Here is a 24063-nt window from a genome sequence, read left to right as displayed (position 1 = left end):
TCCGGACACTCCGGACACGGCACGGTGGGACTGCTGGACGGACCCCGCCCGAAACAGACCAGAGGCGACCTCCGGTCTGTTGGACAGACCGAAGATCGCCTCCGGGAAAATCAGGCGGTGCGGCTCAGCTCACCCGGCCGTCGATGGCGGCCTTCGCCTTCTCCGCGAGCTTGCGATTGTCTGCGGGCGGTGCCCCCAACGCGGCCGCGAGCTCGTCGGCCTCTTCCTCATCGGAGTTGACCTGCTCGAGCGCGAGCCGGGCGAACACCCACTGCTCGGTGGCGGCCATCTGCCCGCGGCTGCGGCCGAGGAAGGTGACGAACCACTGGATGACGGTGACGATCCGGCTGCGGTAACCGATCAGGTAGTACAGGTGCAGTGCCAGCCAGGCCAGCCAGGCGATGAACCCGCTGAACTCCAGCTTGCCGACCTGGCACACGGCGTTGAACCGCGACACCGTCGCCATGCTGCCCTTGTTGAAGTACTTGAACGGCTTACGGTCTTGCGGCGCTTGACCGTTCAGCCCGGCCTTGATGGCCTTGGCCGCGTAGGTGGCGCCCTGGATCGCGCCCTGCGCCTGGCCGGGCACGCCGGGCACCGACATCAGGTCGCCGACCACGAAGACGTTCGGATGTCCCTTGATGGTCAGGTCCGGCTCGACCACGACGCGTCCGGCGCGGTCCACCTCGGTGCCGTCGGAGCGTTCGGCGAGCATCTTGCCCAGCGGGCTGGCCTGCACACCGGCCGACCACACCTTGCACGAGGATTCGATGCGGCGAATGGTGCCGTCGGCGTCCTTCACCGTGACACCCAGCGCGTCGATATCGGTGACCATGGCGTTGAGCTGGATCTCGACGCCCATCTTCTCCAGCCGCCGCTTGGCTTTGTTACCGAGCTTGGGTCCCATCGGACCGAGCACCGCGCCCGCCCCCTCGAGCAGCACGACGCGGGCATCGCGCGGATCGATGTTGTGGAAGGTGCCTTCGAGCGTGCGGTCGGCGAGTTCGGCGATCTGCCCGGCCAATTCGACACCGGTGGGTCCGGCGCCGACCACCACGAAGGTGAGCAACCGGTCGCGCATCTCCTGGCTGGTGGCCAGCTCCGCACCCTCGAAGGAACCGAGGATGCGGCCGCGTAGTTCGAGCGCGTCATCGATGGTCTTCATGCCGGGGGCATAGGTGGCGAACTGGTTGTTGCCGAAGTACGACTGCTGCGCGCCGGTGGCCACGATCAGGCTGTCGAACGGGGTGACGGTGTTGGAGTTCAGCAGCCGCGAGGTGACCGTCTTGGCTTCGAGGTCGATGTCGGTGACATCGCCGAGCAACACCTGCGCGTTCTTCTGCTTGCGCAGCACCAACCGGGTGGCGGGCGCGATCTCGCCGACCGAGAGGATGCCGGTCGCCACCTGGTAGAGCAGCGGCTGGAACAGGTGCGAGGTGGTTTTGGAGATCAACGTGACGTCGACGTCGGCCCGCTTGAGGTGTTTGGTGCCGAACAAGCCGCCGAAGCCGGAGCCGATCACCACCACCTGGTGACGACGGTTCTCGCCAGACTGAGTGTTCATCGTCCTGCTCCTCGACAGACCTGGGGTTTGACCCCCGCGAACGGTTGCGGTCAGGTCCCAACCGTAGTCGGGTCTGTCTTGATGGTCGCGCCGACATCCCTGTTCCGGGTGTGTTGCGCTGCGATGCTTCGCGCCTGCCGCACCACGATCGCCGTGCTCGGTTGCGGCGAACCGCCCGAACGAATGCGCAAAAGCGAATACGATAAATGTCTCTTTCAGGGAGGTTTGCCATGGTCGCCGGGGACCGTGCTGTCGGCCGAAAGCCCAGCCTGCGCGGGCGATCCGACGGCGAAGCAGCATCGGAGAACATTGCGCTGATCGATATACCGCGCGATCATCTGCTCGATCGGGCATTGCACCGGCTACCGGAACGGCGCCGAATCCTCGCGACACCGCCGCAGGGCAGCGAGACGACCGCGGTGCACGGCGACGCCGGACTCCCGTACCTGGGTCGAGTGCTCCAGTACATGCGCTGGGGTCCGGCCGAGATGGTCGGCCGCTATCGCAAATACGGACCGGTCACGGTGAACACCTCGCTCGGCATCGACCGGGTGCTGGTCGCCGGGCCGGAGGCGCTCGACGAGGTGCTCGGCCGGCGACGCCGCGACTTCGGCCAGGGCTGGGACTACTTCATCGGCCCCTTCTTCCGGCGCGGCCTGCTGCTCCTCGAATTCGAGGAGCACAAATTCCACCGCCGGATCATGCAGCAGGCGTTCACCAGGGAGCGCCTGGAAGCTCATCTCGCGGCGCTCACCCCGGTCGTGCGCGCCGGCATCGAACGCTGGGTTCCGCAGGGCGGCAACGCCGAACGCACGGTGCAGCTGTATCCGACCATCAAGGAACTGACCCTCGACATCGCGGGGGAGACGTTCATGGGTGTCGATGTCGGCCCGCAGCGGCGTCAGCTCATCGACGCGTTCATCGACTGCACGCACGCGGGTCTGGCGATCGTCCGGCATCCGGTGCCGGGCGGCAAGTGGCGGTCCGGGCTGCGCGGCCGCAAGGTGCTGGAGCAGTACTTCACCGCGATGCTGCCGGAGAAGCGGCGCTCGGAGTCACCGGACTTCTTCTCCGGACTGTGCCACGCGCGCAGCGAGGACGGCGGCGTGTTCGGGGACGCGGATGTGGTGAACCACATGATCTTTCTGATCATGGCCGCGCACGACACCACCACGACAACGGCCACCGCGGTCGCCTACTACCTGGGCAAACACCCGGAGTGGCAGGAGCGGGTACGCGCCGAGGTGCTGGCCCTCGACGCCGAAATCGATGGCGCGGCACCGGCTATCGACCAGTTGGAGGGTCTGCGCGACCTGGGTCTGGGGCTGAAGGAGAGCCTGCGGCTGATGCCGCCGGTGCCCGGTTTGTCGCGTCGTGCGGTGCGCGACACCGAGATCGCGGGCCACTACATTCCGGCGGGCACCCCGATCGACCTGGCCTATCAGGTCAATCACCTGCTGCCCGAACTGTGGACCCGGCCGGAGCTGTTCGACCCTGAGCGTTTCGGCGAGGCCCGCCGCGAGGACAAGTCGCATCGGCTGGCCTGGCTGCCATTCGGCGCGGGCGCGCACAAGTGCATCGGCATGCATTTCGGCACGTTCGAAGTGAAGACGGTCATCGCCGCGCTGGTGCGTGCGTACGCGTGGCAGATACCGGAGACTTATCGAATGCCGTGGGGGTTCAACGCGATTCCGGCCCCCAGGGACGGAGCGCCGATGGTGCTGCGTCGACGCTCCGCGTGAACCGGTGGGTGCGTGCGGGGCTCGTTCAGCGCCCCGCGAGCAGCATCTCGGCCACCTTGGTGTCGGTGTCGGCGCCCTCGGTGTAGCCGCCCTGGTCACCGAGTGCGGTCATGATGGCCAGCGTGTAGCGCTCGTTCGGACCGGCGAAGCCGACCGAATTCACCACCCAGCCACCCTGTTCGGCGGACCAGCCGTTCTTCAGGCCCGGCCGCATGTTCGCGCCCGCGCCCCACACGCCCCAGTGCTGGTTGCTGTCCACCGCGCGCATCCGGTCCAGCAGGTAGTTGCGGTCGTCGGGGTGCATGCGGGTGAGGATGTTGTCCATCAGCCGGTCCAGGTCGGCGGCGGTGCACTTCTGGAACGACCAGTCCGGGAACAGCGCGGTGTGGGTCGGCTGCGGGACCAGGGTGTCCATGCCGTTGGCGCGGAAGGCGTTGTTGAACGCCATCCGGTCCAGGCCGGCGTACTTGTTCCACAGCCGGTCCGCCGCGCCGTCGTTGGACGTGGCGAGCATCGACTCCATGGTCATGCGATCTTCCGGCGTCAGGTTGATCGCACCGACCCTGGCCCGGTTCAGCAAATCCTCGGCGATCGCCAGTTTGATCGTGGAGGCGGTCCAGACCGCGTTCTCCGCGTTGGCATTCGCGTAGACGCCGCCGGAGACCCGGTCGCGCACAACATAACCGGTGACGCCGGGGCGGCCGGTCAGGTATTTGTCGACCGCGGCGATCCGGCTGCTCATATCGCAGTCGAAACCGGCCAGGCACGCGCTGGTATGCGCGAGTGGCGCGGCGGCCGCGCTCGGCAGCACGTTCGGCGCGCTGGGAATGAGGATCGCGGCAGCGGCGAGGACACAGGCGGATGCGGCCACGCGGGGAACGGTTCGGGTGGCGGGCGAGGGTTGACGCACGAGGGATCACGATCGCACATCCGCGAGCTCGATGCACGTCTTGAGCTCGAATTAGCCTTGTGCTAAAGGTTGTGCACTTGCGTCCCAGCGGGTTTCGGCCACCACCAACCGTTCAGCGGAACGCGGCCTGTAATTCCTCTACCGTGCGCCCGTTGAGGCGGTAGCAGTGCTCGAACGCCTCGGTGTGCTGATCACGCGGCCAGGAATGTAGGACGACGGTACGGCCGTAGCCTCGCGAGTTGACGAGCTCCCAGCGATCTCCTACGCGGCGGACTGTGAACCCGCCTCGCGGAACCAGGGGAATCACCATCGCAATCATGAACGCGAACCAGCCTTTCGGTGCAGCTCTCTCGTCCTCCCCGGTTCAGCACTGTTGCACATCGAGCGCTCGGAACCGAGCGGACACGGCGTAGGAATGTGTTCTTATGTGGCTCATTTCACTCCAGTCACACAGGTAACAGAAACGAGTCCGTTCGGACCTGCTTCGGGGTGGCACAGTGGTGTCGGAGCGGCTGGGCGTATAAACGTGCACGAAGCCCGAGGCGCCTCGCCACAACCGAGCAATCCGGCAGCCGCGCGCCGCGCAGCTCGTCCACCGAGCGCCGTCCGATACTCCACCTACCGAGAGGGCGCAGATGCCGCTGCACATCCACCGTGCCGAGCGCGCCGATGTTCTGGCGGACGGGCTGGCCGAACTGCTGGCCACGCCGCTGCCCGACCCGTTCGCGGCGGAGGTGGTCGCGGTGCCCGCGAAGGGTGTGGAGCGGTGGTTGACGCAGCGGTTGTCCGGGGTGCTCGGCGTGTCCGGCGCGGCGGCGTTCGCCCCGTCGTTCGACGCCGCCTCGACCGACGGTGTCGCCGCTAACATCCAGTTTCCTTCGCCGTCCGGGCTGGTCGCCACCGCGTCGGCGGCGGCGAGCGGGGTGCGTCCGGAGGACGATCCGTGGGCCGGAGAGCGTGTCGTGTGGACGCTGCTGCGAGTGATCGACGCCTCGCTCGGCGAGCCGTGGTGCGCGGTGCTCGCCCGGCATCTCGGCGCACGGGACCCGGCCGGGCGCGATCACCGCATCGGGCGCCGCTACGCCACCGCCGCACACCTGGCCGCGCTGTTCGACAGTTACGCCGCGCAGCGACCGCGGCTCATCACCGAATGGGCCGCCGGGTCCGATACCGACGGCGCGGGCAACCCGGTGCCCGACGATCTGCTGTGGCAGCCGGAACTGTGGCGGCGGCTGCGCGCGGAGGTCGGTGCGCCGAGTCCGGCCGAGCGTCTCGAGGCCGCGTGCGCGCGGCTGCGCGCGGAGCCTGAACTTGTTCCAATTTCGGCGCGGTTTTCGTTGTTCGGCGCGACCAGGATGTCGACCGATCAACTCGCCGTGCTGTCGGCGTTGGCGGCGACGCGGGAGATCCATCTGTGGCTGCCGCACCCGAGTCCGGTGATGTGGACCGAGCTGGCCGGGAGTCCGGCCGCTGGTTCACGTGCGGCGGACCTCAGCGGCAGCGTCGTCGGCCACCCGCTGCTGGCCGGGCTCGCCCGTGACGTGCGGGAACTCCAGCAGCGCCTGACCGCGACTTCGGACACCTACTATCCGATCGCGTCGAATGAGCTTGTGCCGGAAGGGGATACGCCGACGCTCCTCGGTGCGTTGCAGGCGGGTATCCGCGACGATCGCTGGCCGCCGGTCGCCCTGTCCGCCGGGGACGGCACCGTGCAGGTGCACGCCTGCCACGGACCCGCGCGCCAGGTCGAGGTGCTGCGGGAATGCCTGCTCGGATTGTTCGCCGCGGACGAGACCCTGGAGCCCAGGGACGTGCTGGTCATGTGTCCCGAGGTGGAGGCGTACGCGCCGCTGGTGCGCGCGGCGTTCGGGCAGCGGCTGCCGGGATCGACTGAGCAGGCGCCGGATTCGGCACACCCGGCGCACCGCCTGCGGGTCCGGCTCGCCGACCGGGGTCGCGGCATCACCAATCCGTTGCTCGCGGTGATCGGTGTGCTGCTGGAGCTGGCCGACGGCCGGGTCACCGTGACGCAGGTGCTCGATCTGGCGGCGGCCGAAACAGTCCGGCGGCGTTGCGGTTTCGACGACGACGATATCGAGCGGCTGCGCGAGTGGGCCGCCGAGTCCGGCGCGCGCTGGGGGATCGGGCAGCGGCAGCGACAGGCGTTCGGGCTCGCCGACTTCGCGCAGAACACCTTGAACGCGGCGGTGGATCGTATCCTGCTCGGTGTCACGGCCGGTGAAACCTCCGAGGACTGGCTCGATCTCGCGTTGCCGCTGGACGACGTGGACAGCAACGACGTCGATCTGGCCGGCCGGTTCGCCGAGTTCATCGACCGGCTCGCGGTCTGCCTGCGCGATCTGCGCGGTCCACGCCCGGCCCACGACTGGGCCACGGTGCTCGGCCGCGCGCTGGATCTGCTGACGGACGTACCGGATTCGCAGGCCTGGGTGCGCACCGAGGCGCGCCAGGAGCTGGCCGCCGCCACCGAGCACGCGGGCGATGTGCCGCTGCGGCTGGCCGACGTCGCGGTGCTGCTGCACTCCCGGCTGGCGGCCGCGCCGACCCGCGCCAACTTCCGCACCGGCGAGCTGACCGTGTGCACCATGGTGCCGATGCGTTCGGTGCCGCATCGCGTGGTGGTGCTGCTGGGCTTGGACGACGACGTGTTCCCGCGCACCAGCGGCGTGGACGGCGACGACGTGCTCGCCCGCAACCCGCTACTGGGCGAACGTGATCCGCGCAGCGAGGACCGGCAGTTGCTGCTCGACGCGATGCTCGCGGCCCAGGACAAGCTGCTGGTCTTCCATACCGGCGCCGACCCGGTCACCGGCGCCCACCGCCCGCCGGCCATCCCGGTGGCCGAGCTGCTCGACGTGCTGCGCGCGCATGTCGGTGCGTCGAGCATGGACGGGGTGGTGACCCGACATCCGTTGCAGGCCTTCGATCGTCGCAATTTTCGGGCCGAAGCCCCGTTCAGTTTCGACACCGTCGCGCTGGCCGGTGCCCGGTCCGCCGGGGAGCCCGCGCAGCCGCGGCCCGCGTTCCTGCCCGAACCGCTGCCCGCACCGGAACTCACGGATGTGGCACTGGCCGACCTGATCTCGTTCGTCGAGCACCCGATCCGCGCCTTCCTGTGGCAGCGGCTCGGCCTGCGCGTCCCCGAACACGAGGAGGACATCGCCGACCGGCTGCCCATCGAACTCGACGGCCTGGCGAAATGGGAACTGGGCGAACGTCTCCTGGCCGCCCGCCTCACCGGCGCCGACCCGGCCGGACTCCGGGCCGCCGAGTGGCGGCGTGGCACATTGCCGCCCTTCGGTTTCGGTGCCGCGGTGCTCGACGAGGTCGAGCACACCGTGGACAAACTGGTGCGGGCCTCGCAGGGCGACTACGAGGGGGCCCCGCGCGCCGTCGACATCGCGGTGGATCTCGGCAACGGTCGCAGGCTCACCGGCACCGTGCCCGAGGTGCGCGGCGAGACGCTGGTCCGCACCACCTTCTCCCGGCTCGCCCCGAAACACCGGATCGCCGCCTGGGTGTCGCTGCTCGCCCTCGCCGTCACCGAGGACCGCTCCTGGCGCGCCGTCACCACCGGCCGTGGTCAATTCGGCCGCCCCGCATGGCGTTCGGAGATCACCGCGCCGGATATGCCTGCGGCCCGGGGCATTCTGCGCGAACTCGTCGCACTCCGGGATGCCGGGCTGACCGAGCCGCTGCCGATCGCCCCCGGTGCCACCGCCGCCTACGCCGAACGCCGGTTCCGCGGCGCCAACACCGACGAAGCCATCGTCGCCGCCGAACGTGAGTTCAACGGCGGCCCGAACGGACCCGGGCCCTTCGGTGACCACACCGACCGCCACCTGCGCTACGTCTGGGGTCCGGCGCCGCGCCTGGAACACCTGATGGAGATTCCCGCGCCACCCGGTGAACCGGGGGAGACCACCCGCTTCGGCGCGCTCGCCCGCCGCATGTGGGCGCCGTTGCTGAGCGCCGAGAGCCAGGGGCAACCGTGAGACTCGGTGGTATGGCGGTGTTCGTCACGCGTGTCGGTGGCCCCGAGCGGGCCGTCGGACCGGCAGAATGGCGGTTTCGGCGGGTCGAAAGGCGGGTGTTCGCGTGACCGTGCAAGACACCTCGTTCGTGGTGCCCGAGATCGATGCGCCCGACAGTTTCGAGCCGTACGGACCGCTGCCCACCGGGACGACCGTGCTGGAGGCGAGCGCGGGGACCGGTAAGACGCACGCGATCGTCGGGCTTGCGGTGCGGTACGTGGCCGAGGCCGGGATCGATGTCTCCCAGTTGCTGCTGGTGACGTTCAGTCGCGCGGCCACCCAGGAGTTGCGGGAACGTACCCGGGATCGGTTCGTCGTCGTCGCGGCGGGTCTGGCGGATCCCGAACTGGCGCGTGCGCATGCCGACGAGCTGATTCGGCATCTCGCGCAGGCGGATTCGGACGAGGTGCGGCGTCGGCGGGCCCGATTGCTCGCCGCCCTCTCGGATTTCGACGCGGGCACCATCGCGACCACCCACAGCTTCTGTCAGCGGATGCTGGACGAACTCGGGCTGGCGGGCGAGCACGATCCCGGTTCGCGGCTGGTCGAGAACGTCGATGAGCTGGTCGGCACGGTGGCCGACGACCTCTACCTCAACCGCTACGCCCGCACCGAACCGCCGTTCTCGGTGAAGGAGGCGCACACGCTGGCGCTGGCCGCCGTGCGCGACCGGCACGCGGTGCTGATGCCGAAGGGCGACGGCGCGGCGGGGGAGCGGGTGGCGTTCGCTGCTGCGGTCCGGGCGGAAACCGAACGCCGGAAACAGCTGGCCGGGCTGCGCGACTTCGACGATCTGCTGGTGCTGTTGCACGACGTGTTGGCCGACACCGAGCACGGGCCGCGCGCCTGCCGCCGCATTCGTGAGCGCTATCGGGTGGCGCTGGTCGACGAGTTCCAGGACACCGATCCGCTGCAATGGGACATCCTGCGCCGTTCCTTCCACGGGCACACCACGCTGGTGCTGGTCGGTGATCCGAAGCAGGCCATCTATGCGTTCCGCGGCGCCGAGGTGCTCAGTTATCTGGACGCGGTCGGGCACGCGGACACCCGTAAGGAGCTCACCACCAACTGGCGCAGCGACGCCGGGCTGCTGGCCGCGCTGGACCATCTGCAAGGTGGCGCGGCGTTGGGGCACAAGGAGATCACCGTGTATCCGGTGGCCGCCACTCGGCCGTGGTCGCGACTGACGGGGCCGGAAGATCTGGTCACGCCGATGCGGATGCGCTGCCTGCCGCGTACCGGTGCGGGGCCGCTGAACAAGTCCGGATTCCCGGCGGTCGGCCGGATGCGCGCGAAGGTCGCCGACGATCTGGCCGCCGATATCGTCCGGCTGCTCGAGTCGGGCACCTCGCTGGCCACGTCGGCACGCCACGCCGGTCAGGATCCGGTAGCGGGGCCGCATGCCCCAGTCGGCGGGCCGATCGTCGATCCGGCAATGGAGCTGAGCGGTGCGCGGCACTCGGGTCGATCGTCCGGCGGAACCAGCCCGTCCGGCGACGCTGGACGGCTGGCTGACGTGCCCCCGGACGCTGTGGTGCGCCGGCCGATCAGCCCCGGCGATATCGCTGTGCTGGTGCGGACACGATCCCAAATCGACGTGGTGCGTGCGGCGTTGGACCGAGTCGGTGTCGCCTCCGTGCTCGCGGGCGGCACCAGCGTGTTCGCGACCAGCAGTGCCACCGACTGGTTGTGGCTGCTGCGCGCACTGGAGCAGCCGCATCGTGGTGACCGGGTACGGCTGGCGGCATGCACACCGCTGATCGGTGTCACCGCCGCCGAGATCGACAGCGGCGGTGCGGATCTGGTCGGCCGGGTCAGCTCGCAGCTTCGCGACGCCGCCCGGTTGTTCGCCCGCGCCGGGTTCGCCGCGGTCTTCGAAAAGATCTCCGCCGAAGCCGATTTGGCGCAGCGGCTGCTCGCCGTCGAGAACGGGGAGCGGCAGCTGACCGATCTGCGGCACATCGCGCAACTGCTCGATCAGGTGGCGCTCACCGAGTCGCTGGGGTTGACCGCGTTGACCCGCTGGCTGGCCGACCGGGTGCGTGATCCCGCGTCGGGCACCGTGGCCGACCGCAGTCGCAGGCTCGACCGCGATGCCGCGGCCGTGCAGATCGCCACCGTGCACGCCAGCAAGGGGCTCGAATTCCCTGTCGTGTACTTGCCGTTCGCCTGGGACAACGCGAAGAACCCGTATCCGGCGACGCTGCTGTTCCACGACGACAACGACATGCGCGTGCTCGACGTCGGTGGACCGGACGCGTCCGGGTACGCCGAACGCAAGTTGCGCAGCGAAACCGAGGAGGCCGGTGAGGAACTGCGCCTGCTCTACGTCGCGCTGACCCGGGCCATGTGCCAGGTCGTCGCGTGGTGGGCGCCCGCGATCACCACCGCGGCCTCGCCACTGCACCGGATGATCCTGGGTCGCCCGGACGGCGGCGACACCGTACCGCCGCGGGCCGCCGTGCCCGCGGATGCCGTTGCGCCGAGCATGCTTTCGGCGTGGGCCGGGGGAGCCTCGGAGGCTATCTCGGTGACGGCCGTCGCCGGAACCGACGATGTCGCGATCCAGCGGGTGCGCACCGAACCGGTCACCGGCGACCTCGCCGCCGCCCGCTTCGACCGCAAGCTGGACCAATTGTGGCGGCGCACTTCGTACTCGGCGTTGACCGCCTCCGCGCACGGTCCGGTCACGCCCGAGTTGGAGATCGAACCCGAGGACACCCGTGGGCCGGCCGACGAGCCGAGCGCCCCGGTGGTCGCCGAGGTCGAGGAGGTGTTCGCCGGCGCGCCGTCGCTGATGAACTCGCTGCCCTACGGTGCCGAGTTCGGCACCCTCGTGCACGGCGTGCTCGAGCTGATCGACACGGACGCACCGGATCTGGCCGCCGAGGTGGACAAGCGATGCCGGGCGGCGGTCGACGAGCTCATGGCCGAAGCCGACCCGGGAGTGCTCAGCACCGCGCTGCTCGCTGTGCTGCGCACGCCGCTCGGTATCGGCTCGCTCGCCGACATCTCCAGCCGAGATCGCTTGAACGAGTTGGAGTTCGAGCTGCCGCTGGCGGGTGGCGATACCCCGCGCGCCGAGTCGGCGACGCTGCGGCAGATCGCCGACCTGCTGCGCACCCACTTGCCTGCCGACGACGACCTTTTCGTCTACGCCGACCACCTGGCGACCCTGGACGACATTGCGTTGCGCGGCTACCTGACCGGCAGTATCGACGCCGTGCTGCGGGTAACCGACGGGGCGGACACCAGATTCGTGATCGTCGACTACAAGACCAACCGCCTCGGCACCGGCGACCTCACCGTCGAGCACTACACCCGCGACCGGATGGCTGCCGAGATGATGCGCTCGCATTACCCGCTCCAGGCTCTGCTGTACGCGGTCGCGTTGCACCGCTACCTGCGCTGGCGGCTGCCCGGCTACGACCCCGCCCGGCACCTCGGCGGCGCCCGCTACCTCTTCGTCCGCGGCATGGTCGGCCCCGAAACCCCCAACGGTTACGGCGTTTTCGACTGGAACCCGCCCGCCGCCCTCATCATCGCGCTGTCGCGCCTGCTGGCCGGCGAGGTCACCCGATGAGCGCCACGCCCGTCGCCCACCAAAGCCGCACACCCCTTGATTTCCCGCACAGGGTTTCGCATGCGATTCGATATGCGCCAGAGCAAAAGGTGTGCGCCTGTCCGCCCGCACCCACGAGGTGCGACTACCGGCCGGGCAGACGCACACTTTCTGATTTCCCGCAGACGGTTTCGCATGCGATTGGGTGTGCGGGACGTCAGAAAGTGTGCGGCTCGGCGCGGAAGGTGGGTTGGTGACCTCGATTCAGTTGGCGCAGCGGGGGACCGGGCTGTTGCGGACGTTCAACGAGGCGGGGGTGCTGTCGGCTGCGGACGTGCATGTCGCGGTTCGGTTAGGCCGGTTGGGGCGGGAGGACACCGAGGCGGTGCTGTTCGCGGCGGCGCTGGCGGTGCGTGCGGTGCGCTCCGGTTCGGTGTGCCTGGAGTTGCACCGGATGCGCGAGATCGGCATCGACGCCGACGAGACCTGGGACACCGGCGAGCGCATCGATCCGGCGACGCTGCCGTGGCCCGATATCGACGCGGTGGTGGCCGCGCTCCGGGTCAGCCCGCTGGTGACCGGGGGTCCCGCTGGCCCGCTGTGCCCCTTGCGGCTGGTGGAATCGCAGCGCCGCGACGACACCGGCCCGCTGCTCTATCTGGACCGGTACTACCAGCAGGAGCAGACCGTCCGCCGAGTGCTCACCGAGCGGTCCGGGCACCACCCGGTGGTCGACCCGAATATCGTTCGCCGCGAACTGGATCGGCTGTTCGACGCGCCGGTCGGCGGCGTGCCCGACCGCCAGCGGCTCGCCGCCGCCCTCGCCGCGACCCACTGGACCACGGTGGTGGCCGGCGGCCCGGGAACCGGCAAGACACACACCATCGCGCGCATCATCGGCCTGCTCGACGCGCACCGCAAAGCCAATCCCAAACTGCCCGCACTACGGATCGCGCTGGCCGCGCCGACGGGTAAGGCGGCCGCGCGCCTCCAGGAGGCCGTGCGTGAGCAAGCCGACGAGCTCGGCCTGCCCGACCTCACCGCCGCCACCCTGCACCGCCTGCTCGGCTGGCAGCGTGGCCGCACCACCCGGTTCAAATACCACGAATTCAACCGGCTCCCTTACGACGTGATCGTCGTCGACGAAACCTCCATGGTGTCGCTCACCATGATGAGCAGGCTGTTCGCCGCCCTGCGGCCCGATACCCGGCTGGTGCTCGTCGGCGACCCCGACCAGCTCGCCTCGGTCGACGCGGGCGCGGTGCTCGCCGACCTCGTCGCGGGACCCGTTGCGGGCACACCGAATCCGATGCTCGACGAGATCCTCGGCGCGGACTCACCGGAATCGGCCGCACCGGACAGCAATTCGGCGGCCTTGACCACGCTGGAGCGAACTCGCCTGCGCGGCGGCATCGTTCGACTGACCCGGGGCCGACGCTTCGGTGGCCGGATCGCCGACCTCGCGGTCGCGGTGCGCGCCGGTGACGCCGACACCGCGCTCGAACTGCTCCGCGCGGGCGGTGACGAACTGTCGCTGAGCGCACCCGACGAGATGGCCGGTGTGCGGGCCGATGTCGTGCGCGCCGCGCGCGAGGTGACCACCGCCGCGCTCGACGGTGACGCCGCGGGCGCACTCACCGCCCTCGAATCGCACCGTCTGCTGTGCGCGCACCGGCAGGGTCCGTTCGGCGTCGAGCGCTGGGACCGGATGGCCGCCGAGTGGGCGGCCGCCGGGGGTGCGGGGCCCGATTCGCACCTGGCGCCCTGGTATCCCGGCCAGCCGCTGCTGGTCACCGCCAACGACCACGAGGCGCGCATCTACAACGGGGACACCGGCGTCGTCGTGCGCATGCCCGACGGTTCACTGCGCGCCGCGCTGCAACGCGGCAGCGAACCGTACCTGGTGCACCCGACCCAGTTTCCGGCCGTGGTCACCGTGTTCGCCATGACCATCCACCGCAGCCAGGGCAGTCAGTACGACACCGTGTCCGTGGTCCTACCCGAACCGGAATCGACGCTGCTGACGCGGGAACTGCTGTACACGGCGATCACCCGCGCCCGCCGCCACGTCCGGGTGATCGGCACCGACGAGTCGATCAGGGCCGGTATCGCACGCCGGGTGCTGCGCGCGAGCGGGCTGTCCCGCCGCGAGGACGGCCGATGACCAGCGCATCTCACGTTTCCGGCGGCGTGCACGTCTACCCAGTGTGAGATTGCCTCCGTTCGAGGAAGTGGTGGCCGAGTACGGCCCGATGGTGCTGCGCGTCTGCCGGGCGGTGCTCGGTCCGACCGATGCGGCCGACGCGTGGTCGGAGACGTTCCTGTCCGCCCTGCGCGCGTATCCCGACCTCGACCCGGGGGCGAACATCGAGGCCTGGTTGGTCACCATCGCGCACCGTCGCGCGATCGACGTCGGTCGCGCGCTCACCCGGGCCCCCGTCCCGGCCGAGACGCTGCCAGAGCGGCCGGCTCGGGACCCCGACCCGGCCGACTACGACCCGCACCTCTGGGCCGCCCTGAAAGCGTTGCCGCCCAAGCAGCGCCAGGCGGTCGCCTACCACTATCTGGCAGGCCTGCCACACGCCGAGATCGCCGTGCTGCTCGGCAACTCCACCGATGCCGCCCGCCGCGCCGCCGCCGACGGCCTCAAAACGCTGCGCAAGCTCTATGCGAAGGATGACTCATGATGGCCACCATCGACCGTGGCGACCCGAACGGCCTGTTCGACGGCCTCACCCCCGAGCGTGCCCTGCTGGCCGAGCTGCGCCGCCGGTTGGCCGTGGAAGCGCAGTCCGCAGGCCTGCTCGACGTCGCCTACCGCACCATGGACACCCCCGTCGGCACGCTGCTGCTCGCGGCGACCCCCGCGGGTCTGGTGCGCGTCGCCTACCCCAACGAGGACCACGACGCCGTCCTCACCATGCTGGCCGAGCGGGTAAGCCCGCGTGTACTCGCCGCACCGGCGCGCCTGGACGCCGCGGCTCGCGAGATCGACGAGTACTTCGCCGGTGCCCGAACACATTTCGACCTGCCGCTGGATCTGCAACTGACCGGCGGATTCCGCCGTCAGGTGATCGAGCACCTCACCGACATCGGCTATGGACGTCGCGAAAGCTACGCCGCCGTCGCGGCCGCCGTCGGTAATCCGCGGGCGGTCCGGGCCGTCGGCTCCGCCTGCGCGCACAACCCACTGCCCGTGGTGATTCCGTGCCACCGGGTGGTGCGCAGTGACGGATCGATCGGTCAGTACGTGGGCGGCATCGAGGCCAAGACGACGCTGCTGACGCTGGAGGCGGCATGACCGAAACGCTTGCCCCGCTGGCTGATCGGGTGGACGCGCAGTCCTGGCCCACGCTGGTCGACGAACTCGACTCGTACGGTTGCGCCCAGACCGGCCCGATCCTGACGCCCGGCGAATGCGCCGAATTCGCCGAAATGTGGGACGACGTAGCGCGATTCCGCTCCACCATCGACATGGCGCGCTACCGGTTCGGTCAGGGCACCTACCGCTACTTCGCCGAGCCGGTGCCCGATCCGATCATGACGCTGCGCGCGGCGTTCTACCGAAAGTTGTTGCCGGTGGCCCGTTCCTGGGCCGAACGGCTCGGTGACCCGGCGCCATGGCCGGACGACTTCGCCGACTGGCTCGACGCCTGCCACGCCGCCGGACAGGTCAAGCCGACGCCGATTCTGTTGCGCTACACCGAAGGTGACTGGAATGCCTTGCACCGCGACCTCTACGGTGACCTGGTGTTCCCGCTGCAAGTGGTGATCGGGCTGGACCGGCCGGGGGTCGACCACGCCGGTGGTGAGTTCCTGTTGGTCGAGCAGCGGGCGAGGGCGCAGTCCAAGGCCACTGTCACCGTGCTGGAGCAGGGGCACGGTCTGATCTTCACCACGCGCGACCGGCCGACGCCGTCGAGCCGCGGCTGGTCTCGGGCCCCGGTGCGCCACGGTGTCAGCCGAATCCGTGGCGGTATCCGGCACACCCTCGGGCTTGTGCTGCATGACGCCCAGTAGCGGGTACACGCTGCTCGACGCGGACGGCCGCCCGTACCGCAGTCCGACACCGGGCCGGTACGGCGGTCACCGGCGCGGTCGGATCTACGGCCGTTTGGACTGCCCGTCCGCCTTACGTGCTTTGGCGCGCGGCGTGTACCGCACGCATCGCGTCTTCTTCGCCGACGAGTCCACCGCGATCAGTGCTGGCTATCGGCCGTGCGCGGTGTGTCTACCGGAGCGGTACGCCGCGTGGAAAGCCGCGCGGGACAACAACTCTCAGTGATCTCACGTTCGGGGGCCGGCCACCGTCTACTGGGTGACAAGATCGCCGAACAGGAGCACATCATGCAGATTTCAGCCGCCCGGACAGTGCACGCCACGCCCCTCGGTAACGTCCGAATCGAAGCGAGCCCGGTGGGTGTCAGCCGGGTGGTCTTCACCGACGACGCCCCGGCCACACCGACCGCCGAGAATTCGTGTGCGCTGGAGTATGTGGTGACGGCGGTCGCTCAGCTCGACGGCTATCTGGCGGGCACCCGCCGCGAGTTCACCGTTCCCACGGACCGGTCCGCGCTGAGCGCCTTCGACCGTCAAGTTCTGGAAACTCTGGAAAGCACCACTCGGTATGGCGACACGACCACCTACGGGGCGCTCGCTCGCGCACTGGGCCGTGGACCCGCGGACGCCCGCAAGGTCGGCGGCGCGTTGGCGCGCAACCCACTGTTGATGCTGATCCCGTGCCATCGGGTCCTCGGCGCGGACGGCGCTCTCACCGGCTATGCGGGTGGACTGCCCGTCAAACGCGCGCTACTGGACCTCGAGTCGGTCGATCTCCTGCTGCCCGTCCTACTGGCCTGAACGGGGGCAGGTGTGCCCCTCCCACCACGCGAGTGGGAGGAGCTCAATCCGGCCTGAATCAGATGGCGCGGACGTCCGTGGCCTGCGGACCCTTCTGGCCCTGGCCGACCTCGAACTCCACGCGCTGTCCCTCATCGAGGGACTTGAACCCGGACCCGCCGAGAGCCGAGTAGTGGACGAAGACGTCGGGACCGCCGCCGTCCTGCGCGATGAAGCCGAACCCCTTCTCCGCGTTGAACCACTTGACGACGCCCTGTGTCATATTTTCTCCTCTTACTCGGTGATTGTTCAGTCCACGGAAATCTTGCGAAAAACAAGGACTCGGTGGACAGCATTCCATGCGCGCTTGCCGCATGGTTAACGCGGGCGGGCGGATTGTGTGCAAAAGCATTCTCCGCTCACTGAGCTACCGGCTTGCCGCCGACAGCACTAGCGCCGCGCAAGCCTACCTTTTTCTCGCCGATTGTGCGTGGCGCGGCCTGGGCGGCGTGGCAGACAACCAATTTTGTTCGCTCGGCGCGCCGCGGGGCTTCGGTGCTCGTGGCGTGGTCGATCGGGTCGGTGCTGGACCGCGCTGGCCTGGGCGTGCCTCGGTCCGGGCGGCGGAGGTGCGGCAGGGGCGTGCTGGGGCCGATTCGGACATTTCGCGGGAGAATCCGCCGGTTTTAGTGTGATTTGTTCGCTGACGTCCGGCGGGTAGTTCCGTTTGGGCTCGATGCCGATGGTGTGCACGGTGGTGGCGGGTGCGAGCGAAATTTCGTGGGCAGCAACTCGGTGTGCAAGGGCGCTCGCTTGCATGTGGCGGACTGCTTATACGCCTGGCACACCTTGGTGTCGAGTTTTTCGTAAATTCTTGGCAGTGAGGGGGTGGGCTGAAATTCGTCGTGCTGCGCCGGAGCCTCGACGAGGGCTGGTCGAGCACGGCGTTGCGCGCGGCGAATCTCCGGCAGCGGGCTTCGCGGCGGGTGCTCATCGCTGCCGCCGCATGCTGGGCATTCGCCGGGCTCCCGCATCCTCGTGAATCAGTCAGTCGTGCAGCCGTTTCCGAGATCGTTCTCCCGCACGCATCGACAATGCCTGTCCCCGTGCATGATCAGCGTCATCACAGCTGGTCCAGGGTCCGGCGGGGACATCACACGGCATGTCGACCACCCTGTCAAGACCCGAATCTTGGTCTTCCACTTCGGGTTTTGGGTCGATCGCGCGGCGGTATAACGGGATAGTGGCGGCTTCAAAATATCTGGTTTCGGTAGTCGGTGTGTTGCTGGTTTCGCTGCTGTCCGTCGGTTCGGTAGCGGCGGTGCCGACCGGGGCGCGGCTGGTCGAAGAGGCGTCGCTGGGCGGTTCGGTGTCGCGCATGGATGTCTACTCGCCCTCGATGGATCGGGTGGTGACCAATCGGGTGATTCGGGCGACCGGTGGTCCGGCGCCGACGTTGTACCTGCTCACCGGGATCGGCGGGGGTGTGGACGGCATCTCGTGGTGGGACGACACCGATGTCCGGGAGTTCTTCGCCGACAAACACGTCAACGTGGTGATGCCGGTGGGTGGCGCGTTCAGCCTGTACACCGACTGGCTCAACGACGATCCGGCGGTCGGGCGTAACAAGTGGCAGACCTATCTCACCCGCGAGCTGCCGGGGGTGCTCGACGCGGAGCTCGGCAGTACCGGACGCAACGCGATCGCCGGGGTGTCGATGAGCGGGGGATCCGCGGTGGATCTGGCGATTCAGGCGCCCGAGGTCTACAGCGCCGTCGCGGCGTACAGCGGGTGCCCCTGGAGTGCGGACGCGACCGGCGCGGCGATGGTGACCGCGCAGGTGCTGCGGGGTGGCGGCAATACGGCGAACATGTGGGGCCCGCCCGGCAGCGAGTTATGGCGGGCGCACGACGCGTTCGCCAATGCGTCCGCGCTGGCCGGGAAGGCGATCTACCTGTCCGCCGCCACCGGCACGCCCGGCGCGATCGACCAAGGCGGGCTGACCTTCCCGCCGCTCGAGGCCATCGCGAGCTCGTGCACCGCCTCCTTCGCGAGCAGGCTCGCCCAGCTCGGCGTGCCCGCGGTACACATCAACCGGCCGGAGGGCGCACACACCTGGGGGCAGTTCGAAACGGATCTGCACGATTCCTGGCCGCTGCTGGCCGGTGCGCTCGGTGCGTGAAATGTCTGATTTGCCAGGCATTTTCCGTCGCTAGGGTCTAGCGCCGCTGGCTTCGGTTCACCCACTGGCGTCCGCCGGCGCCAGCGAAGGACCGGTTGCCTGCTTTACGCTGCTCTTCCGGAGATTCGGCAACCGGAGGATGCATGTCGAGTGAGAACGAAACGGTCAGCCGCAAAAGGGATTCGGCCGCCACCAGTGCCGCGATCCTGACCGCGGCGCAGGAATTGTTTGCCGAACGGGGGTACGAGCGCGCCACCGTGCGCGACATCGCGACCCGCGCCGGCGTGAATCAGGCACTGCTGTTCCGGTATTTCGGCAACAAGGACGAACTGTTCCGCGCCGCGATCGCGGACCAGGGGCGGCGAACGCTCGAGGCAGGGGCGGTCGACGGGCTGCTGAGCAGGCTGCTCGCGCGCGCGCTCGAACCCGCGGGCTCGGTCGCACAGGGGCAGTGGTTGCAGGCGGCGTTGCGGTCCAGCGGGCATGACGAGGGGGTGTCGGCGATCCGTCGCGAGTTGGGCGACGAGTACGTCCGCGCCTTGTCCACGCTCAGCGACGATCCCGATAGCGAGCTGTATGCCGACCTGCTGCTCGCCTGGTTGCTCGGCATCGGATTGATGCGTTCGGTGCACCGCCGCGAGCCGCTGGCCAGCGCCGACCCGACCACGGTTGCTCGCCATGTGCTGCGTGCCGCGCAGGTGCTCTTGGACCGAGTGGACGTGAATTTCCCACCGCCATAACGGAATCCGACCGTTGACGGGGCATTGTGACCTCCCTAACATGGAGTCTTGTAAGCACTTGCTTACATCGCTTACCGCGCCAGCCGGCGTCGGCGAAGGGAGACCCGCATGACCGTGAAAACCGAGGTGCGTCACTACCCTTTCGGTGAACCCGTCCGCCTCGACATGGACCCGCTGTTCGCCAAACTGCGCCGGGAGGAACCGGTTTCCCGCGTGCAGCTGCCCTACGGTGTCGAGGGCTGGCTGGTCACCCGCTACGCCGACGCCAAGCTGGTGCTCGCCGACCCCCGATTCAGTCGCGCCGCCACGGTGGACCGCGAGAACATCCCACGCACCACACCGCAACCGTCGCGGCAGAACTCGCTGCTCAGCATGGACCCGCCCGAGCACAGCAGGCTGCGCAAGCTGGTCGCCAAGGCGTTCACCAGCCGCCGGGTCGAACAGCTGCGCCCCCGCGCGCAGGAGATCGTGAACGAACGGCTGGCCGCGATCGAATCAGCCGGTCCGGTAGCGGATTTGGTGCAGAGCCTCGCCCTGCCGCTGCCCGTCACCGTGATCTGCGAAATGCTCGGCGTTCCCACCGAGGACCAGCACCGCTTCCGGGATTTCTCCGACACCGTGCTCTCCACCACCGCGCACACCCCGGCCCAGATCGATGCCGCGCGTACGGCTTTGGAGGCCTACCTCGCCGAACTGGTGGCGCAGCGCAGGGCGCGGCCGGCCGACGATCTGCTCGGCGCGCTCGTCGCCGCCCGCGACAACGACGACCGGCTCACCGAGGACGAACTCGTCAACCTCGGCATCGGCCTGCTCATCGCCGGCCACGAAACGACCGCCAACCAGATCGCCAACTTGACCTACGTCCTGCTCAGCGAACCGCAGCACTGGGAACTGCTCTGTGCCCGTCCGGAACTCGTGCCCGCCGCCATCGAAGAACTCCTGCGCTACGTTCAACTCGGTTCCGGCGGTTCGTTCGCCAGGGTCGCCACCGAGGACGTCGCGCTGGGCGGCATCACCGTCCGCGCAGGCGAGTCGGTCATCGTCAACACTCAGGCCGCTAACCGCGACGAAGCCATCTTCGACAACTCCGAGCAACTCGACCTAACCCGAATGCACAACCCCCACATGGCATTCGGTCACGGCGTCCACCACTGCCTCGGCGCCCAACTGGCCCGCCTGGAGCTGCAAGTCGCGATAGGCTCACTGCTGCACCGCTTCCCGACGCTACGCCTGGCCGTCCCGTTCGAGGAAGTACCGTGGAAAACCGGTCTGCTGGTCCGCGGACCCACCGCACTCCCGGTGACCTGGTAAGGGGAAACAAGTATGGCTGACCAACTTTGGCGCATAGAAGTAGACCGAACCACCTGCCTCGGCTCCGGCATGTGCACCGGCCTGGCCCCCAACCACTTCACCCTCGTCGAAGGCCGCTCCAGCCCCCTCACCGACCTCGTCCCACCCGACGACCTCCTCATCGACGCCGCCGAATCCTGCCCCATCGAAGCAATCCTCATCCGCGAGGAAGAATCCGGAGCCATCCTCGCCCCCGAACAGTGAGCGGATCCGACGGCGGTGCGCCTACAACCACGCCCGCCGAGCCGGAGCCTTACGCTGCCAGGGTGATCGAGATCGGCTCGAGGGCACGAACCCTGCCCGCTCCTCCGCCCGTCGTATGGGAGTCGCTGACACAGCCGCGGCGCCCACAAGGGCGTGCGTGGCTCGAGTTGCTGCCCGACGAGGTCGAACCCGAAGTGCTGGAGGCGGACAAACCCAACAGTGTTGTGTGGTCGTCACTTTGGCCGAGCCGCCCCGATGACCAGGTGCATTTCGACCTGGCGCCAGCCGAGGGCGGACAGACCCTGCTGAGATTCACCCTGCTCACCCCGGCGGAACTCCTGGACCAGAGCAAGACCGGACACCTCCGCCGCCTCAACCACCTACTGTTCGCCGACCTCCGGTTCTCTTACGGTCAGTGATCGCTGCCAGACACTATGGCGCTCGGACGTCTGAGAGCTTCTCTGGCCTCCGGAGCCGAGTTCGTCACTGCCCGTTGTATTCCGCCAAGGGGATAGCTGCTGACCAAACCCGTTCCTTGACGGTGTGAATGTATTCGACTATCCGTGGATCAGTTGTGACAGCTCCACCAACCCAGCGGCCCGAGGGTTCGAACAAGGTGAACGCAACTACGGCATCGTCGAACAACCACCAATCGTCGGTGGTCAAGTCGTCGGGGTTGATCAGGTGGCGCGGGAGGTAGCGGACATCTTCACCCGCCTGAGCGTTGAGGCGGGCAACATGCTTGGCATAGTTGGTGTAGTCGTTGTGCGGGACGGTCACGATCCGTGCTCTGTTGACAGCGACGCCCCGATCTACGGTTTCACGAACGTGGTTCAGCCACGGTTGAAACCATTCGTAGTCGTCGGGCTCGTCCGCCAGATATTTGCGAAGTGGCTCGTAGGCGGAGGTGTAGTAGGCGTCTTTTACTTCGAGGTGAAATGCCTCTCGTTCGGCCTCGTGAAACAAGTTCAGAAACGTTTCATCCTGCGTAAGGAGCACTGTGAAACTTCCTTCCTGCCGGACAGCCGCCGCAACCCGAGCTGTCTCTGCCGAGCAGCGCCGGAGCTCGATCAGCTGTACGGCGGATGCAGCGGTTTACTGGCATCATTCGGCTCCCCGTCGGAGGTCTATGGCCGACATGATCAGGGCTCGAGCTTTGTCAGCGGTTACCGCCTGCTTGGCGAGGGTATCGAATGCTCGTCCGTAGATCGCTAACTCGCGCGGCTGGGTGATGGTGAGCTCGGCTGCTGTTCCCTCCACCATGACCATGTTGTTGTCGAACATTACGAAACTGGTTGACACTATTAGTGCTTCGGCTGTGGCGGGAACGATGCCGAGGGTGATCCGTGGCATTCCGATCATCGACGCGAGCCGGTCGAGTTGTCCGCGCATCACGCCATCGTTGCCTACTGTCGTGTAGAGGGATTGCTCACCCATGACGAAGTGAAATCGATGATCGCGCTGGTAGAGGACCCTTTGCCGCTCCATCCGCTTAGCGACGGCGCTGTCCAGATCGTCGGGGACGCGATAGAACTCGATATGTCGCCGGAACAGCCCTTCGGCGTACTCAGCTGTTTGCAGCAGGCCGGGCACTACTTGCGTGCTGTAGATCCGGAGGTTCCTCGCTTCCGCTTCGAGCTTCACGGATTTCTGCTGACGACGGCTCATGCCCGTGGCGAGTATTCGACGCCATTCGAGATATGCGCTGTCGATGTTGTGCAGGGTAGCCAGTAGGTCCGGTAGTTGGTCGGCTGCGTCGGCGTGCTGGCAGTAGGCGCGAATATCTGTGTCGGACGGCATGATCCGGCCGTACTCTATCTTCGAAACCTTCGACTCGTGCCAGCCGGATAATCGGGCCAGCTTCCGGTTGGTGAGTCCGGCCGTGCGGCGAAGCTCTCGGAGACGGGCCCCGAGAGCTTCCCGCGCATCATGAACATCGGTCACTGGCCCGCATACTCCGCGTACGGCGTAGCCAGCTTCCAGAGCCGTTCTTGTACACCGCGGGAATAGGCGACAATCCCAGGATCTGTCGTTACTGCCAGCCCCGCCGGTTTTCCGTGCTCGTCGACAAGGTTGTAGACCACCCGCTCGTTGTCGATGAGCCACCAGTCGTCGGGCGGGACTTCTCCTGCGAGATGCCGGGGCAGATACCGAATATCTTCGCCGGCAGCAGTGTTGGTGTCAGTCACCGACAGCAACCATCGGTGATAGTCGGTGTGCGGGACCGTCACGACGCGAACCCGGCTTACGGTGACACCTCGCCCGCACGTCTCGCGAATGAGATCGTTCCAGCGATCCTTGTGCTCGTCCGGCAGCGCGGGCGCCCCGGCGAGGAAGCGCCGAAAGCGATCGGACTCGGTGGGCACCGTGTAGGCGTCCCGGACTTCGAGGTGGAAAGCCTCGGACTTGCAGCCTCGGAACAGAGCGACCCAGTCCGGCGGATCATGCTGAAGGTAGAGCACCGTAAAACGTCCTCCTGATCTTCGGAACTTCGATAGCGGTTTCGTGGGGCGCTAGGTCGAGCTGCGCCAATGTCTCCGGTTCGGTGATCGGTCTACCGGTGAGAGTGAATGTGCCGCGGCCGGTGTCGGTCATCGGTGCGCCAATGAATGTATCGGGCTCCGCATAACCCGTTAGCAGGTGCGGAATTTCGACTGTTTGGGCGGCGGCGGTTTCCCATCCTTGGATGAGATACGAGTCTTGGTCCGTGGCGTAGAGGCTAGGGCAGCCTCCCACGTCCGAGCCGCCTTTACCGAGGAACTGCAGGCGCATTGTCCATCCCCCTGTCTCTTCCTGTGCACGAGTGTTCTCGCGCACTTTCCATGATCCCTCCGGAATGACCTGATCGTGAGCGGTTCAGCAACCCTGAGCACAGTTCTGCACACTTCTGGGTTTGCGCTCGACTGCTACCTAAC

At 68.0% G+C, this 24063-nt stretch carries 21 protein-coding genes; 14 read left to right on the top strand and 7 right to left on the bottom strand.

Translation table 11 applies throughout. From position 1 onward, the window contains the following. Nucleotides 1-124: 124 nt before the first annotated feature. Nucleotides 125-1564 (bottom strand): NAD(P)/FAD-dependent oxidoreductase, encoded by a 1440-nt coding sequence (locus tag DBO33_RS28355; protein WP_107657801.1) that lies wholly within the window; start codon nucleotides 1562-1564, stop codon nucleotides 125-127. A 230-nt stretch (nucleotides 1565-1794) separates the two neighbouring features. On the opposite strand from DBO33_RS28355, the gene DBO33_RS28350 reads away from it, so the two are divergent. Then, complete coding sequence (locus DBO33_RS28350; protein ID WP_107657800.1) at nucleotides 1795-3306, top strand: cytochrome P450; 1512 nt, start codon at nucleotides 1795-1797, stop codon at nucleotides 3304-3306. A gap of 25 nt (nucleotides 3307-3331) precedes the next feature. Here DBO33_RS28350 and DBO33_RS28345 read toward each other — a convergent pair whose 3' ends face one another. Further along, entirely contained in the window at nucleotides 3332-4177 is an 846-nt protein-coding gene (locus DBO33_RS28345; RefSeq protein WP_107657799.1) for a serine hydrolase, read from the bottom strand. A gap of 674 nt (nucleotides 4178-4851) precedes the next feature. Between DBO33_RS28345 and recC the strand changes: the two genes are divergently transcribed. The 8 genes from recC (at nucleotide 4852) to DBO33_RS28300 (ending at nucleotide 16693) form a co-directional block, all read left to right on the top strand. Continuing rightward, the gene (gene recC, locus DBO33_RS28335) at nucleotides 4852-8232 is read left to right on the top strand and encodes an exodeoxyribonuclease V subunit gamma (protein ID WP_107657798.1); all 3381 of its coding nucleotides are present in this window, start codon (nucleotides 4852-4854) and stop codon (nucleotides 8230-8232) included. Between the two features lie 103 nt (nucleotides 8233-8335). Next, nucleotides 8336-11854 carry a UvrD-helicase domain-containing protein gene (locus tag DBO33_RS28330; RefSeq protein WP_407670541.1) on the top strand — a complete coding sequence of 1173 codons (3519 nt, stop codon included), beginning with the start codon at nucleotides 8336-8338 and terminating at the stop codon, nucleotides 11852-11854. A gap of 232 nt (nucleotides 11855-12086) precedes the next feature. Further along, entirely contained in the window at nucleotides 12087-13997 is a 1911-nt protein-coding gene (gene recD / locus DBO33_RS28325; protein ID WP_107660652.1) for an exodeoxyribonuclease V subunit alpha, read from the top strand. Nucleotides 13998-14046: 49 nt separating this feature from the next. Further along, nucleotides 14047-14520, top strand: a complete 474-nt coding sequence (locus tag DBO33_RS28320; protein ID WP_107657796.1) for an RNA polymerase sigma factor — start codon at nucleotides 14047-14049, stop codon at nucleotides 14518-14520. Next, nucleotides 14520-15134 carry a methylated-DNA--[protein]-cysteine S-methyltransferase gene (locus DBO33_RS28315; RefSeq protein WP_107657795.1) on the top strand — a complete coding sequence of 205 codons (615 nt, stop codon included), beginning with the start codon at nucleotides 14520-14522 and terminating at the stop codon, nucleotides 15132-15134. The genes DBO33_RS28320 and DBO33_RS28315 overlap by 1 nt, the downstream gene beginning before the upstream one ends. Continuing rightward, the gene (locus DBO33_RS28310) at nucleotides 15131-15853 is read left to right on the top strand and encodes a 2OG-Fe(II) oxygenase (protein WP_107657794.1); all 723 of its coding nucleotides are present in this window, start codon (nucleotides 15131-15133) and stop codon (nucleotides 15851-15853) included. The genes DBO33_RS28315 and DBO33_RS28310 overlap by 4 nt, the downstream gene beginning before the upstream one ends. Next, nucleotides 15840-16118 (top strand): Ada metal-binding domain-containing protein, encoded by a 279-nt coding sequence (locus DBO33_RS28305; RefSeq protein ID WP_107657793.1) that lies wholly within the window; start codon nucleotides 15840-15842, stop codon nucleotides 16116-16118. The genes DBO33_RS28310 and DBO33_RS28305 overlap by 14 nt, the downstream gene beginning before the upstream one ends. A 62-nt stretch (nucleotides 16119-16180) precedes the next feature. Beyond that, the gene (locus DBO33_RS28300; protein WP_107660651.1) at nucleotides 16181-16693 is read left to right on the top strand and encodes a methylated-DNA--[protein]-cysteine S-methyltransferase; all 513 of its coding nucleotides are present in this window, start codon (nucleotides 16181-16183) and stop codon (nucleotides 16691-16693) included. A 58-nt stretch (nucleotides 16694-16751) separates the two neighbouring features. Here the strand turns inward: DBO33_RS28300 and DBO33_RS28295 are convergent, their stop codons facing one another. After that, nucleotides 16752-16955: a cold-shock protein gene (locus tag DBO33_RS28295; protein WP_069166293.1), complete on the bottom strand. Its 204-nt coding sequence runs from the start codon at nucleotides 16953-16955 to the stop codon at nucleotides 16752-16754. 879 nt (nucleotides 16956-17834) lie between these two features. Between DBO33_RS28295 and DBO33_RS28290 the strand changes: the two genes are divergently transcribed. The 5 genes from DBO33_RS28290 to DBO33_RS28270 all read left to right on the top strand — a co-directional run bounded on the left by DBO33_RS28290 (nucleotide 17835) and on the right by DBO33_RS28270 (nucleotide 21567). Next, entirely contained in the window at nucleotides 17835-18854 is a 1020-nt protein-coding gene (locus DBO33_RS28290) for an alpha/beta hydrolase (RefSeq protein WP_107657792.1), read from the top strand. 143 nt (nucleotides 18855-18997) lie between these two features. Then, nucleotides 18998-19594, top strand: coding sequence for a TetR/AcrR family transcriptional regulator (locus DBO33_RS28285; RefSeq protein ID WP_107657791.1), 597 nt, complete (start codon nucleotides 18998-19000; stop codon nucleotides 19592-19594). Between the two features lie 108 nt (nucleotides 19595-19702). Continuing rightward, entirely contained in the window at nucleotides 19703-20905 is a 1203-nt protein-coding gene (locus tag DBO33_RS28280; protein WP_107657790.1) for a cytochrome P450, read from the top strand. 12 nt (nucleotides 20906-20917) lie between these two features. Next, a complete protein-coding gene (locus DBO33_RS28275) occupies nucleotides 20918-21148 on the top strand; it encodes a ferredoxin (RefSeq protein WP_107657789.1) in 231 nt (76 codons plus the stop codon). A gap of 62 nt (nucleotides 21149-21210) precedes the next feature. Continuing rightward, nucleotides 21211-21567 carry an SRPBCC family protein gene (locus DBO33_RS28270; protein WP_107657788.1) on the top strand — a complete coding sequence of 119 codons (357 nt, stop codon included), beginning with the start codon at nucleotides 21211-21213 and terminating at the stop codon, nucleotides 21565-21567. A gap of 64 nt (nucleotides 21568-21631) precedes the next feature. Here DBO33_RS28270 and DBO33_RS28265 read toward each other — a convergent pair whose 3' ends face one another. The 4 genes from DBO33_RS28265 to DBO33_RS28250 form a co-directional block, all read right to left on the bottom strand. Beyond that, nucleotides 21632-22147, bottom strand: a complete 516-nt coding sequence (locus DBO33_RS28265) for a DUF6879 family protein (protein ID WP_107657787.1) — start codon at nucleotides 22145-22147, stop codon at nucleotides 21632-21634. 105 nt (nucleotides 22148-22252) lie between these two features. Further along, nucleotides 22253-23092 (bottom strand): helix-turn-helix domain-containing protein, encoded by an 840-nt coding sequence (locus tag DBO33_RS28260; RefSeq protein WP_107657786.1) that lies wholly within the window; start codon nucleotides 23090-23092, stop codon nucleotides 22253-22255. Continuing rightward, a complete protein-coding gene (locus tag DBO33_RS28255; RefSeq protein WP_107657785.1) occupies nucleotides 23089-23610 on the bottom strand; it encodes a DUF6879 family protein in 522 nt (173 codons plus the stop codon). The genes DBO33_RS28260 and DBO33_RS28255 overlap by 4 nt, the downstream gene beginning before the upstream one ends. After that, nucleotides 23591-23920 (bottom strand): hypothetical protein, encoded by a 330-nt coding sequence (locus tag DBO33_RS28250; RefSeq protein ID WP_107657784.1) that lies wholly within the window; start codon nucleotides 23918-23920, stop codon nucleotides 23591-23593. The genes DBO33_RS28255 and DBO33_RS28250 overlap by 20 nt, the downstream gene beginning before the upstream one ends. Nucleotides 23921-24063 lie beyond the last annotated feature (143 nt).

It is taken from the genome of Nocardia suismassiliense, assembly GCF_900269665.1.
GTDB classification, from domain to species: domain Bacteria; phylum Actinomycetota; class Actinomycetes; order Mycobacteriales; family Mycobacteriaceae; genus Nocardia; species Nocardia suismassiliense.
The sequence above is the reverse complement of the archived record's forward strand: the minus strand, read 5'-3'. Positions and strand labels throughout refer to the sequence as shown.

Bases quoted from the DNA above. Each gene is read 5' to 3' on its own strand.
- DBO33_RS28355 (WP_107657801.1), bottom strand. From the start codon at position 1,564: ATGAACACTCAGTCTGGCGAGAACCGTCGTCACCAGGTGGTGGTGATC.
- DBO33_RS28350 (WP_107657800.1), top strand. From the start codon at position 1,795: ATGGTCGCCGGGGACCGTGCTGTCGGCCGAAAGCCCAGCCTGCGCGGG.
- recC (WP_107657798.1), top strand. From the start codon at position 4,852: ATGCCGCTGCACATCCACCGTGCCGAGCGCGCCGATGTTCTGGCGGAC.
- DBO33_RS28315 (WP_107657795.1), top strand. From the start codon at position 14,520: ATGGCCACCATCGACCGTGGCGACCCGAACGGCCTGTTCGACGGCCTC.
- DBO33_RS28310 (WP_107657794.1), top strand. From the start codon at position 15,131: ATGACCGAAACGCTTGCCCCGCTGGCTGATCGGGTGGACGCGCAGTCC.
- DBO33_RS28305 (WP_107657793.1), top strand. From the start codon at position 15,840: ATGACGCCCAGTAGCGGGTACACGCTGCTCGACGCGGACGGCCGCCCG.
- DBO33_RS28300 (WP_107660651.1), top strand. From the start codon at position 16,181: ATGCAGATTTCAGCCGCCCGGACAGTGCACGCCACGCCCCTCGGTAAC.
- DBO33_RS28295 (WP_069166293.1), bottom strand. From the start codon at position 16,955: ATGACACAGGGCGTCGTCAAGTGGTTCAACGCGGAGAAGGGGTTCGGC.
- DBO33_RS28290 (WP_107657792.1), top strand. From the start codon at position 17,835: ATGTCGACCACCCTGTCAAGACCCGAATCTTGGTCTTCCACTTCGGGT.
- DBO33_RS28285 (WP_107657791.1), top strand. From the start codon at position 18,998: ATGTCGAGTGAGAACGAAACGGTCAGCCGCAAAAGGGATTCGGCCGCC.
- DBO33_RS28280 (WP_107657790.1), top strand. From the start codon at position 19,703: ATGACCGTGAAAACCGAGGTGCGTCACTACCCTTTCGGTGAACCCGTC.
- DBO33_RS28275 (WP_107657789.1), top strand. From the start codon at position 20,918: ATGGCTGACCAACTTTGGCGCATAGAAGTAGACCGAACCACCTGCCTC.
- DBO33_RS28250 (WP_107657784.1), bottom strand. From the start codon at position 23,920: ATGCGCCTGCAGTTCCTCGGTAAAGGCGGCTCGGACGTGGGAGGCTGC.